Below are 9,631 nucleotides of genomic sequence, written 5' to 3'. Positions count from 1 at the left end.
TGCGCTGTTGGAGAACGGCGTAAAGCGATGTCCTTGACAGCAGACAGACCGCTTAATCCCTTCTACCCCCGGTAACGAGTAAGTCCGCAACCGGCCCAGATGCGCTGGACTGCTCCGTGCGAACCGGCCAATCAGCCCGACGCTGCCTCACATGTGAAGGCAGCGTCTCTAACAAGCATTTCAATCCATGACGCGCGGCGGCACTGTTTCGCGGACATAAGGGTCAATGCCGCCAGCTTCTTTTTTCAGTCGCGTCCACTCCGCCTTGAATATTTTTCGACCAGCTCTCCGAAGAACCTCATGGTTCTCCCGGGATGGGTCAAAATCGTAGTTATCCAAGGCGGCGATAAGTGCCAAGTGATCGCTCTCGGTATGGTTCAAGCGCATATCGATCCGGTCTCGCAACATAACTACTCGCCCGCGACCTTCCCTTTCCTCTCTCCGCAGCGCTTCCTGCCCAAGCTCAAGATAATTCTCAGCGTTCATCAGCATGGCCAGTTGCCCGCGCGCAGCGATGAATGACGCGACATCTTCTCGAATGGCATCGATCCAACGCTGACGATTTGCGCTTACGACCGTCGCGCGTGAACTCCTCGCCGCCGTCTGGATTTGCACTAGTCGCGCATCGTTCGCAGACTTCCTGGTTACGAGAATGGCGGTCCAAGCTGCGCAGGAACTGATCAACGAGATCGAGGTTGCTACCAAAGCGATCATTCCAGCCGGGGTCATCATGGCTCCTTAGCAAACGCTGCTATCGCATGATAATTCGAAATGGCAGCTTCGTCCCTGCAACACCCACGTCTGACGAACCGCTTCCGGCCAAAGTATCAAAAGTGGTCGCCACTACGGAATAGGAAATTTACCCACGCCCTTAACCAGCGTGCTTCTCAAGATATTCGCGGGCCAGCGCAGTCCACTCAAGCTCATCCAAATGGAGCGCGCCATCTGCTATTGTCACCTTGTCCATGCAGTTCAAGATAAGGCGTGAAACCTGCCTCGCCTCCGGATGTCGGCTGATACGCCCAAGGGCGGCGACCAAATCGTCGCCGTCAGGTGCGATCTTGCCGATATTCTTCAGGGCCGCCCCAAGCACGGCGTCATCCCCACCAAAACGCAGGACGTAGCGCTCCATGCCTTCGTGCACTGCATCGATCTCCAGCGGATGGATCGAGCCATCGCACTGCGACATGAAGACGAGGATACGCCCGAAATCGCTCATCGATTTGTCGATGACTTTGAGCGCCCCGTGCAAGCGCATCTGCTCGAAATGCGGTAGCGGATCGATCACTTCTCCGGTCTGCAGGCAGATCAATTCCTCGATCCGATCGATGCGGAAGCGGCGGCTTGCTTTTCGCTCGCAACAATAAGCGGCGATCGTCTCGGCCTGCCCATAACCTTCAACAGCCCGGCAGACAATTCGGCGCTCGCTCACTTCGCCATGGGTATCGACGTAGCGCATGAAACCCGCCCAGCTTGAACTGGCATCTCGCTGCGAAACGATGATGGCCTCTTCGGCGCCGGGAATGTTCGCAGCAGCCCAAGCCGGCTTAGGTGGTTCCACCGCCAGACCTGCGACTGCGCCAGCAAGATTGGTCAGAAGCTCGCTCATTGTGCCCCCAGCGTGCGTTCAACAATCCTGAACGTCTAAAATCGACACTATGTCGCTGTCCACACGAAACTTTTTCCAGCAGCGATTGTCATTTTTTTATACGCCTGGAGCCGCTCACCAAATGGCCAGCGCTTCGTTCACTTTGGCCTCAAGCCGAGAAAGCCAATCACTGACCAACGAACTTGCCGCATTTACCTGCAGCCTTCTCTTAATCCGCTCTAGCGGTTCGCATTGGGTTACTTGAGCAAGGCTCACGTTTTTTCGTGGCACCTGGCCAGAGACGACGTCAGTCATCCATATTTCATAGGCAATCTGCTCGGCATGGGCCTCAAATTCGTAAACGGTTCCATAGTATCCAACGATCCAGTCATGAGGACCAGCATTTTCTTCTTCATTCGCAACCCAATAATGTTGGATTTGCGTAGCCATCGCCATCGAACAAGGATTTCGCGCGCCTTGTTTCTGATGAACAAGTTCGTGGCAAAGTATTCCACTAAGCGTGCGCTCCGCATCAGTGATTTGACCTTTAGATCGATTGCCACCCACTGTGAGTGAGATAATGGACGGGCTCGCGGATGCCCCCATGACGCTAAGATCCGTGATCGGCGCGCCCCACCTCTTAGATACCGACAACTGAATCTTACCGAAGCGGAAAAGGCTCGGCGCCAATTCTGCATACGTCGAGTGAAGTCGGGTACCTTTTCCGGTAGCCATGTCATGCACAATTTCCTGACAGACTCGTCGGATCAACAGCAATTCGGATTTTTGTGTCCAGACCATCGTTGTTACCCGAGCAATGCGGACTTCTGTTGATCGAATTCCTCACGGGTCAACAGCCCCCTGTCCAGCAGGCCAGCAAGCTTCTCCAATTCCTCGGCCTTTGTGATCGCAGCTGGTGCGAATGCGGGCTTACGAGCGAGCCGAATACCAGCTTCCACATTGTCGCGGAGTTGTTCGAAGACCCGGTTCTGACGACCGCCTTTGAACAGCACACTATTCTCATCCTTGGTCGCCGCCAGCAACCCGCCCTTGCTCTCAACACCTCCGGCAATCGAAAACTGGATGTAACCGGACGTAAGCAAGTTTGCCGGCTTGAACTGGACCGCTGAAATGCTGGCGAAGGGAATGCGCTTTTCGCCCTTCAATCCATGCAGGGTGAACGAAGCCAGCCCCTTCCTGCGAATGACGATGCCATCGTCCTCGACCTGAACGCTCGCACCGTAACCTTCGTAAATGTGGCCCATTGATTCCCCTTTCGTGAATCGGGACTAACACATTTATCTTATTGGCTAAATCATGATCGGGCGCGCGATATTCGGCGGCCATGCACGCGGCGAGCCCGCCTTCCCGCCCACAATTTTCCCGTCATGACGAAAGGCACTTCCCTACAGGATTGCAATCCGCCAATGAGAACAAATGAGGAACAAAGGAGCGTTAGGTTGAGTGCGCGTGCCTTCCGGGTGACCCCAGGTTGCGAGTTTGGTTGTCCGAGTTGCTCCGTCAGGTGCGCGACGATGGTCCAGATTCGTGATGATCTGTGGCGTCAGCTGGAGGAGGAGTATTGCCTGCAAGCGACGCGCCCGCGCCCGGATCGGGCAGATAGGGTCCAATTCCTGCAAAGCCAGATGGAAGCCATCGAGCTAGAATTTCAGCGGTCTCGTCCTTGGTCGACCCATCTGGAACAAGAACCAAGAGACTGCGGAACATATCGCGCAGCGCAGCTTCACTAGGGAGCGCCACTTGAAGCGACACATACTGCACGGCCGGACGAGCAGCCTCAACCGCTCGGGCTTCAGGCGCAGCCTCTTCGTCGGTGAGTCCTGCCAAGAGCATTACCTCTGCCGGATCTACCCCGTGTTCCGCCAAAACCGCAGCCACCTTGCGGGTGAAGTCCAAGGGCAGGAACGACTTTTTGTAAGTGCTGGCACTTTCAAAGCGAGCGTATGAGCCAAATGGCATATCGAGCTCTTCCGCGATGCGGCGCACGCTCAGTCTGGGGACGGCGGCCTTGCGGAGTTCTTTGAGGCGAGTGGTTACAGGAAGCATCTCACTAGCATACGGAAATCCTGAACACCGTCCTGCTAGAGAATCTAGTTGATTGATGTTCAGCTTTCGCATACGTAGTTCGTATGCAACACCAAAACACCATCTTCACCATGTTCGGCGGTATTCGCCCGATGGCTCGAGCCCTTGGTGAAAGTCCGGCAACGGTCCACGGATGGAAACGCGAAGGTCGGATTCCCGCTCACAAGCAGCCCCACGTCATTGCCGTCGGGAACAGCATAGGCGTCCCTGTCACCGCCGAGCATGTCGTTTTCCCGCTTGGCCATCCTGCACCCGATGTAGCCGGTTCCGAGCCTTCCGTCGTTTGCGATGAGAATCCGAAAGTGCAACGAAAGGGCCGCTCGCAGTGACCAAGGTTCGCGCGCCCCTCACCTTCTCTCTTGCTGTCACCACGGTTGTCGGCCGCATTGGCTGGAAAGCTGCCGGCTCGATCACGCGCCGTGCGGTCCGCACTGTCCGGCACTGGAGCGAAAGCGACAAGCACGGCTCCCCCACGCTCGATCAGGCCATCGCGCTCGATCGCGCGTTTATCCTCGCCGGTGGCGGCTACGCCCCGATCCTTGAAAGCTACGCCCGCCAACTGGATGTTGCCATGGTCGATGCCTCTGGGTGCCGTGAAGCTCTGGCCGATGATGTCGCGCTGATTTCGCGCGAAACCGGCGATGCCATCAGCCATTGCATTCAGGCGCTGCAGCCGGGCGCTACGCCCGCGCAGATTTACCGCGCCATTGCCGAAACCGAGGAAGCGGACGCGATTTTCCCGCGCCTGATCGGTCGCTTGAAAGCCCTTCTGCCCGGCAATGGCGCCGGCCGCGAAGCCACGGGGGTAAATCACTGATGCCGGGTCGTCCTGCCCAACTGCCGCATGTCACCTGTCCGGCCTGCGGAGGCCGCGCCTTCGCACGGACTTCCGGCAAGACCAGCGTGCTCTATCGCGAGGTCTATTACCACTGCCGGAACCCGGATGCGTGCGGGCACACCTTCGTGGTCGCTCTCGAACCGATCCGCACGATCAAGCCCAGCCGCTACCCCAAGCCGCTGCATGAACTGCCCCTCAGCCAATGGCGCGATGCCGCCAATGACCGGGCAGACAACGACAACAGCCCGCCGCCCGAACCTGGGGCCAGTTCCCCCGGAGGCTGACCTGAGGGCCGCCCCGGCCTGACCTACCCCTAGCGCACTCCCCTGCCCGGCTCGCTTCCGGGAACGCCCCTGCTTTGCCCAAATTCGGAGCCCGCCCCATGCCATCCACTCACAAGGCCGCGCCATCGCTTCCGCTGCTCCGGGCCTTTTCCGCCATCTGCAGCTGCTGCGAAGCAACCGGAAACACCCTTACGCCTCACCTTCCGGCAGGCTGGGCCACGGAAACGATCAACGGCACGGCCTCGGCCTATTGCCCTGATTGCGCCATCGATCTGCCGAAGGCCCGCCGCCAGTGAGCGCGCCCATCGATCACCGCGAAATCCGCGCCATCATCGTGGAACTCAGCCCGGTCTGCCCGGAAACGCAGCGCCTCACGGCCTTCGCCCAGCGGGCAGAGAAGGTTGCAATGCGCTGCCTGCTCGCGGCGATCGCAGTCCTTGGCTCTTCCTGCATCGTCGCGCAGATCGTCATCCGCCTCGGCGCTGCGGGCTGACTGTCATGGCGGAATTTCGCTTCAACGACCTGTTCGCCGGCCCGCCGGATCTTGGCAAGATCGAGGAACTCGTGCGCTGCTGCGAGCGCCGAAAGGCCCGCGCGACTGAAAAGCTAGCTGCCGCCGAAGCGGAAACCGCCGCCGCGCAAGCCGCCTATGAACGGGCCGTCGCCGCCCGCGCTGATTGGATCGCGGCCAGCCCCGATCCGCAACTCCTCATGCTGTGAAGGGACCAACAATGGCCGAAACGACCGACGACCGCCTGCGCCTGCTGATTGAACGGGTTGAGCGCCTGGAAGAAGAAAAGAAGGACATCGGGGAAGATATCCGGGACATCTACAACGAGGCGAAGGCCGTCGGCTATGATGTGAAGATCATGCGCCAGATCGTGCGCATCCGGAAGATGAAGCCGGATGATCGCCGCGAAATGGACATGCTGCTGGATACCTACAAAACCGCGCTGGGGATCGACTGATGGTCAGCCGCCCGGCTTCCGCCCTCCACCCCATCGGCTGCGCCTGCAAGTCCTGCCAGCCGGCCGCCGCGCCTCGCCGCCGCGTCGCTCTCGCCCGTACGGCCACGCGCGTGCTGGTCATCGTCGCCGTCGTGCTGACGATCCCCTTCATCGTCGCCAGCGCCCTTTCGGGCAGCAAAGGCGACCGGCGCTGACCGGACTTCATCCGGTCAGCCTCCCATCCCAATGCACGGCAGTGACCTAGGCACGCATTGCGGGCCACCTGCCGGCGAAACGACAAAGGAACTCCAGTGGGCAGAGCCCCCTCAGCCTTCCGTCAAGCCGACGTGGTGCGCGCCGTCAAAGCCGTGCGCGCGGCCGAAGTGCCCGTCTCAGGTGTCGAGATCGCGCCCGATGGGACCATTCGGATTCTCACTTCCGCGCTACCCGAAGCGCATTCCTCCCCTTTCGACAAATGGAAACAAAAGCGCCATGCGAGTGCAGCTTAAGGGCATCAACCGGGTCACCAAGAAGAGTGCATCCGGCCAATCTGTCACTTACTATTACGCCTGGAAGGGTGGCCCGCGCCTTGAAGGCGAACCGGGCTCGGCCGAATTCATTGCCAGCTACAATCGCGCTGTCAGCCAGAAGCGCGCGCCCCGCGCCGATCTCCTCGTTTCGATTTTTGACGGCTATCAGGATTCGACGGACTTCGCCGATCTCGCCGAACGCACGCGCAAGGATTATCGCCGCCTGCTTCGCGTGATCGATAACGAGTTCGGCGATTTCCCTATCGTCGCACTGGAAGATCGGCGCACGCGCGGCGAGTTTCTCGCATGGCGTGAACGCCTTGCAGTGAAGTCACGCCGCCAAGCGGACTATGCTTTTGCGGTGCTGGCCCGTACTCTGTCGTGGGCTTACAATCGCGGCCTCGCCCCGATTAACCCGTGCGAACGCCCCGGCCGGCTCTACCGCGCAGCACGCAATGAAAACGTGTGGAGCGATGCGGACGAAAAGGCTTTCCACGCCAAAGCCCCCGCGCACCTTCGCCTAGCCCTCACGCTCGCGCTCTGGACCGGCCAGCGGCAGGGCGACCTTCTGCGCCTGCAATGGGCAGCGTTTGACGGCGCAACCATCCGCCTGCGTCAGCGCAAAACGAAGGTGACCGTCGCCGTCCCGGTCGGCGCGCCGCTGAAGTCTGCGCTGGATGCCGCAAAGGCTGAATACCAGCGTGAAGGCAAGCCGCTCCCGGCCACCATCCTCGCAACCGAACGCGGCACGGAATGGACCGAATCGGGCTTCCGCGCATCATGGCGCAAGGCGTGCATCAAGTCCGGCGTCACCGGCGTCACGTTCCACGACCTGCGCGGCACCGCCGTGACCCGCCTCGCCATCGCTGGCGCCACCGTTCCGGAGATCGCGGCCATCACGGGCCATAGCCTGAAGGAGGTCGGGACGATCCTCGACGCCCATTACATGCACCGTGATCCGGCACTGGGTGAAGCGGCCATCAGAAAGCTGGAGGGGAGAGCAATTTCTCCCAACTAAACGCCCAACCGCCTTGGGCGCGTCCATGTTCAATCAGGAAAAAATGCTGAAAAAACAGGTGGTAGCGGAGGAGGGACTCGAACCCCCGACACGCGGATTATGATTCCGCTGCTCTAACCAGCTGAGCTACTCCGCCAAACCAAGGCCGCCGCGTCGGGCGGCTCGATCCGGTGCCCCACATCACTGCCGGGCAGGTCGCGTCCTCTAGGGGCAAGGTCGGCATCGGTCAACACCCAAAAATGCGTTTCAGCCACGAAAAGGTAAAACGCGGATCGGGCGCCACAATCCGTCCTCCCAGGCATAAAGGCCAAAGCCCCGGAAGCGGAAGCTGATCGGGTGCAGTTGAGCCCCGAGCTGTGCCTGCAGCGCACGGGCGGCGGCCGGGGCGACCTTGTTCTGGATCGTCACGTGAAGGCGCAGTGGCCGGCTGTCCTGATCGGTCAGCAATCCATGCATGCGCTCCGCGATCACGGCATGGAGCCACGCCATGTCCGGTGATTCGACGGAGAGAGCGGTGCCGTTGTCCAGCTTCATCAGCCCGTCGATTCGCGCCCTCGGCGGCGCGCCGCGGGCAAGGTCGGCGAGGACGTCCACCAGTTCGCCTTCCACCGAGGGCGGCAGGGCATGAAACAGGGTGACATGGGCGCGCAAACGGTTGCGCTCGGGTGGGTAGTGGGCCTTGCGCAGGCCGTCGGCCCAGCCGAGCACGTCGGCGGGCAATTCGGCCGTCACCAGCAGCGGAGCGCCGCGCTTGCGATCCGCCGCCAGAACTTCACCTTCACGGTTCATTCGCCTTGCTCCCTGAGGCCGTCTGCCTTGCCCCTACGGTCAATTGCCAGAACAGGGACGCTGCGGCAAAGTGCCCGTTCGGCCGTCATGCGCGAAAGGGAGCGGGCATGCGCAAGTCCTGGATCATCGCCATCCTCATCCTGCTGTGGAACCTTGCCGGGGACGTGGCCTATCTTGTTCAGGCCAGCGCCGACCCGGGCGAAATCGCCCGCCAGGACCCGGTTCAGGCGCAGGCCTTCCGTGAAATGCCCGGCTGGGCATGGACCGCCTATGCCGTAGCAGTGGCCAGCGGCACCATCGGCTCGGTCATGCTGCTGTCCCGGCGCGGCTGGGCATGGATGCTCTTCGCGCTTTCCTTCGTTGCCGTGGTGATCCAGTTCGGCTGGAGCTTCCTCGGTTTCGACATGCTGGGTGCCAAGGGGCCGGCTTCGGCGATCTTCCCGCTGCTTATCGCGGGAATCGCACTGGCCTCCACGATCTATGCGCGGCGCAAGCGGGCGGACGGGACGCTCCGATAGCGGGCGCCCTTCCCTCCGTTCAGATTTCGCCGCGCTCGCGCCGGATCGCGAACCACTTCTTCACGTTGGCATTGTGCTGGGCCAGCGTGTCGGCAAAAGCATGGCCGCCGGTGCCGTCGGCCACCATATAGAGCGCATCGGTCTTTGCCGGATTGAGCACGGCGGCGATCGATTCGCGGCCCGGATTGGTGATCGGATGCTTGGGCAGGCCGACCATCGTGTAAGTGTTGTAGTCGTTGACCGCCTGGATCTCCGACTGGAGGATGCGGCGTCCCAGCGCCTTGCCCTTGGTGATCGGGTAGATGATCGTGGGGTCTGCCTGCAGCATCATCCCCTGCTTGAGCCGGTTCGAGTATAGCCCGGCCACCATGCGCCGTTCAGAGGGCTTGCCGGTTTCCTTCTCGACGATGGAAGCCAGGATCAGCGCCTGCTCCGGCGTCTTCACCACGAGACCCGGGGCGCGCTTTTCCCAAAGCTCCTTGAGTGTGCGGGTCATGGCCGCCTGCATGCGGCGCAGCACCGCCTCGCGCGGCTCGCCAGTCTCGAAAGCGTAGCTGTCAGGCAGGACCGAGCCTTCGTCGGGCGAAGCCACCTCGCCGCTGAGCTGGTCCTGCGCCTTCAGGCGTTCGTAGACCATGATCGAGGGCATGCCTTCCGGCACGGTGACGAAGCGGCGGATCACCTCGTCGCTCGAGAGGATCGCCAGCACGCGCGAAGGGCTGGCATGGGCGGGAATGGCGAATTCGCCCGCCTTGATCCCGCCGCCGCCGCCGAACACGCGGGCGCGCAGTTCGAAGCCGCTGGCCGAGCGGATCACGCCCTTGTCCTCCAGCCGCTGGGCCACAGCCGCAAGGCTTGCCCCGCCGGGAACGATGAAGTGCTGGTCCTTCGCCAGCGGGCCGGAACCGTACCAGCCGCCCACGAAGGACCATAAGGAGATCACGGCCGCAAGGCCGATGGCCGCGACGAGAATCCAGTTGCGCCGCGACATCATCGCCCCTTACGCCTTTCGC

17 protein-coding genes and 1 tRNA gene are annotated in these 9,631 nt (G+C 61.3%); 10 read left to right on the top strand and 8 right to left on the bottom strand.

Features of this window, described 5'->3' with window-relative positions; genetic code table 11:
• Positions 1–180: 180 nt before the first annotated feature.
• From U9J33_RS07210 to U9J33_RS07190, 5 genes are all read right to left on the bottom strand, one after another.
• On the bottom strand, positions 181–732 hold the full coding sequence (locus tag U9J33_RS07210; RefSeq protein WP_324698729.1) for a hypothetical protein: 552 nt from the start codon (positions 730–732) through the stop codon (positions 181–183).
• Between the two features lie 139 nt (positions 733–871).
• Positions 872–1,609, bottom strand: coding sequence for a hypothetical protein (locus tag U9J33_RS07205; protein WP_324698728.1), 738 nt, complete (start codon positions 1,607–1,609; stop codon positions 872–874).
• Positions 1,610–1,723: 114 nt separating this feature from the next.
• Positions 1,724–2,389 (bottom strand): hypothetical protein, encoded by a 666-nt coding sequence (locus U9J33_RS07200; protein ID WP_324698727.1) that lies wholly within the window; start codon positions 2,387–2,389, stop codon positions 1,724–1,726.
• 5 nt (positions 2,390–2,394) lie between these two features.
• Entirely contained in the window at positions 2,395–2,853 is a 459-nt protein-coding gene (locus U9J33_RS07195; protein WP_324698726.1) for a DUF4429 domain-containing protein, read from the bottom strand.
• 256 nt (positions 2,854–3,109) lie between these two features.
• On the bottom strand, positions 3,110–3,655 hold the full coding sequence (locus U9J33_RS07190; RefSeq protein ID WP_324698725.1) for a helix-turn-helix transcriptional regulator: 546 nt from the start codon (positions 3,653–3,655) through the stop codon (positions 3,110–3,112).
• 83 nt (positions 3,656–3,738) lie between these two features.
• On the opposite strand from U9J33_RS07190, the gene U9J33_RS24850 reads away from it, so the two are divergent.
• From U9J33_RS24850 to U9J33_RS07145, 9 genes are all read left to right on the top strand, one after another.
• Positions 3,739–4,023: a carph-isopro domain-containing protein gene (locus tag U9J33_RS24850; protein ID WP_420719871.1), complete on the top strand. Its 285-nt coding sequence runs from the start codon at positions 3,739–3,741 to the stop codon at positions 4,021–4,023.
• Positions 4,020–4,511: a hypothetical protein gene (locus U9J33_RS07180; protein WP_142633658.1), complete on the top strand. Its 492-nt coding sequence runs from the start codon at positions 4,020–4,022 to the stop codon at positions 4,509–4,511. Before U9J33_RS24850 ends, U9J33_RS07180 begins: the two co-directional genes overlap by 4 nt.
• The gene (locus U9J33_RS07175; protein WP_324698723.1) at positions 4,511–4,816 is read left to right on the top strand and encodes an ogr/Delta-like zinc finger family protein; all 306 of its coding nucleotides are present in this window, start codon (positions 4,511–4,513) and stop codon (positions 4,814–4,816) included. Before U9J33_RS07180 ends, U9J33_RS07175 begins: the two co-directional genes overlap by 1 nt.
• Before the next feature lie 98 nt (positions 4,817–4,914).
• Positions 4,915–5,112, top strand: a complete 198-nt coding sequence (locus tag U9J33_RS07170) for a hypothetical protein (RefSeq protein ID WP_324698722.1) — start codon at positions 4,915–4,917, stop codon at positions 5,110–5,112.
• Positions 5,109–5,309 (top strand): hypothetical protein, encoded by a 201-nt coding sequence (locus tag U9J33_RS07165; RefSeq protein WP_324698721.1) that lies wholly within the window; start codon positions 5,109–5,111, stop codon positions 5,307–5,309. The genes U9J33_RS07170 and U9J33_RS07165 overlap by 4 nt, the downstream gene beginning before the upstream one ends.
• Positions 5,310–5,314: 5 nt before the next feature.
• On the top strand, positions 5,315–5,536 hold the full coding sequence (locus tag U9J33_RS07160; RefSeq protein WP_324698720.1) for a hypothetical protein: 222 nt from the start codon (positions 5,315–5,317) through the stop codon (positions 5,534–5,536).
• A gap of 11 nt (positions 5,537–5,547) precedes the next feature.
• Positions 5,548–5,784, top strand: a complete 237-nt coding sequence (locus U9J33_RS07155) for a DUF2312 domain-containing protein (protein WP_324698719.1) — start codon at positions 5,548–5,550, stop codon at positions 5,782–5,784.
• A complete protein-coding gene (locus U9J33_RS07150; protein ID WP_324698718.1) occupies positions 5,784–5,978 on the top strand; it encodes a hypothetical protein in 195 nt (64 codons plus the stop codon). The genes U9J33_RS07155 and U9J33_RS07150 overlap by 1 nt, the downstream gene beginning before the upstream one ends.
• 277 nt (positions 5,979–6,255) lie before the next feature.
• Positions 6,256–7,311 carry a tyrosine-type recombinase/integrase gene (locus U9J33_RS07145; RefSeq protein WP_324698717.1) on the top strand — a complete coding sequence of 352 codons (1,056 nt, stop codon included), beginning with the start codon at positions 6,256–6,258 and terminating at the stop codon, positions 7,309–7,311.
• Between the two features lie 59 nt (positions 7,312–7,370).
• Here U9J33_RS07145 and U9J33_RS07140 read toward each other — a convergent pair.
• Together U9J33_RS07140 and U9J33_RS07135 are read right to left on the bottom strand one after the other, a co-directional pair.
• Positions 7,371–7,447: transfer RNA gene (locus tag U9J33_RS07140), tRNA-Met, on the bottom strand.
• Positions 7,448–7,557: 110 nt separating this feature from the next.
• Positions 7,558–8,100 (bottom strand): 2'-5' RNA ligase family protein, encoded by a 543-nt coding sequence (locus U9J33_RS07135; protein WP_324698716.1) that lies wholly within the window; start codon positions 8,098–8,100, stop codon positions 7,558–7,560.
• Between the two features lie 107 nt (positions 8,101–8,207).
• Between U9J33_RS07135 and U9J33_RS07130 the strand changes: the two genes are divergently transcribed.
• On the top strand, positions 8,208–8,618 hold the full coding sequence (locus U9J33_RS07130; protein ID WP_324698715.1) for a sugar transporter: 411 nt from the start codon (positions 8,208–8,210) through the stop codon (positions 8,616–8,618).
• Positions 8,619–8,637: 19 nt separating this feature from the next.
• Here the strand turns inward: U9J33_RS07130 and mltG are convergent, their stop codons facing one another.
• Positions 8,638–9,612, bottom strand: coding sequence for an endolytic transglycosylase MltG (gene mltG / locus U9J33_RS07125; RefSeq protein ID WP_132469082.1), 975 nt, complete (start codon positions 9,610–9,612; stop codon positions 8,638–8,640).
• Between the last annotated feature and the right edge of the window lie 19 nt (positions 9,613–9,631).

The organism is Novosphingobium sp. RL4, from assembly GCF_035658495.1.
In the GTDB taxonomy this organism is placed as follows: domain Bacteria; phylum Pseudomonadota; class Alphaproteobacteria; order Sphingomonadales; family Sphingomonadaceae; genus Novosphingobium.
This window is presented reverse-complemented; position numbering and strand designations above follow the sequence as displayed.

What these genes read in the sequence shown, in the direction of transcription:
- U9J33_RS07130 (WP_324698715.1), top strand. Translation starts at nt 8,208, where the DNA reads ATGCGCAAGTCCTGGATCATCGCCATCCTCATCCTGCTGTGGAACCTT.
- U9J33_RS07135 (WP_324698716.1), bottom strand. Translation starts at nt 8,100, where the DNA reads ATGAACCGTGAAGGTGAAGTTCTGGCGGCGGATCGCAAGCGCGGCGCT.
- U9J33_RS07200 (WP_324698727.1), bottom strand. Translation starts at nt 2,389, where the DNA reads ATGGTCTGGACACAAAAATCCGAATTGCTGTTGATCCGACGAGTCTGT.
- U9J33_RS07175 (WP_324698723.1), top strand. Translation starts at nt 4,511, where the DNA reads ATGCCGGGTCGTCCTGCCCAACTGCCGCATGTCACCTGTCCGGCCTGC.
- U9J33_RS07155 (WP_324698719.1), top strand. Translation starts at nt 5,548, where the DNA reads ATGGCCGAAACGACCGACGACCGCCTGCGCCTGCTGATTGAACGGGTT.
- U9J33_RS07150 (WP_324698718.1), top strand. Translation starts at nt 5,784, where the DNA reads ATGGTCAGCCGCCCGGCTTCCGCCCTCCACCCCATCGGCTGCGCCTGC.
- U9J33_RS07210 (WP_324698729.1), bottom strand. Translation starts at nt 732, where the DNA reads ATGATGACCCCGGCTGGAATGATCGCTTTGGTAGCAACCTCGATCTCG.
- U9J33_RS07190 (WP_324698725.1), bottom strand. Translation starts at nt 3,655, where the DNA reads ATGCTTCCTGTAACCACTCGCCTCAAAGAACTCCGCAAGGCCGCCGTC.
- U9J33_RS07205 (WP_324698728.1), bottom strand. Translation starts at nt 1,609, where the DNA reads ATGAGCGAGCTTCTGACCAATCTTGCTGGCGCAGTCGCAGGTCTGGCG.
- U9J33_RS07145 (WP_324698717.1), top strand. Translation starts at nt 6,256, where the DNA reads ATGCGAGTGCAGCTTAAGGGCATCAACCGGGTCACCAAGAAGAGTGCA.
- U9J33_RS07170 (WP_324698722.1), top strand. Translation starts at nt 4,915, where the DNA reads ATGCCATCCACTCACAAGGCCGCGCCATCGCTTCCGCTGCTCCGGGCC.
- U9J33_RS07195 (WP_324698726.1), bottom strand. Translation starts at nt 2,853, where the DNA reads ATGGGCCACATTTACGAAGGTTACGGTGCGAGCGTTCAGGTCGAGGAC.
- U9J33_RS07160 (WP_324698720.1), top strand. Translation starts at nt 5,315, where the DNA reads ATGGCGGAATTTCGCTTCAACGACCTGTTCGCCGGCCCGCCGGATCTT.
- mltG (WP_132469082.1), bottom strand. Translation starts at nt 9,612, where the DNA reads ATGATGTCGCGGCGCAACTGGATTCTCGTCGCGGCCATCGGCCTTGCG.
- U9J33_RS24850 (WP_420719871.1), top strand. Translation starts at nt 3,739, where the DNA reads ATGCAACACCAAAACACCATCTTCACCATGTTCGGCGGTATTCGCCCG.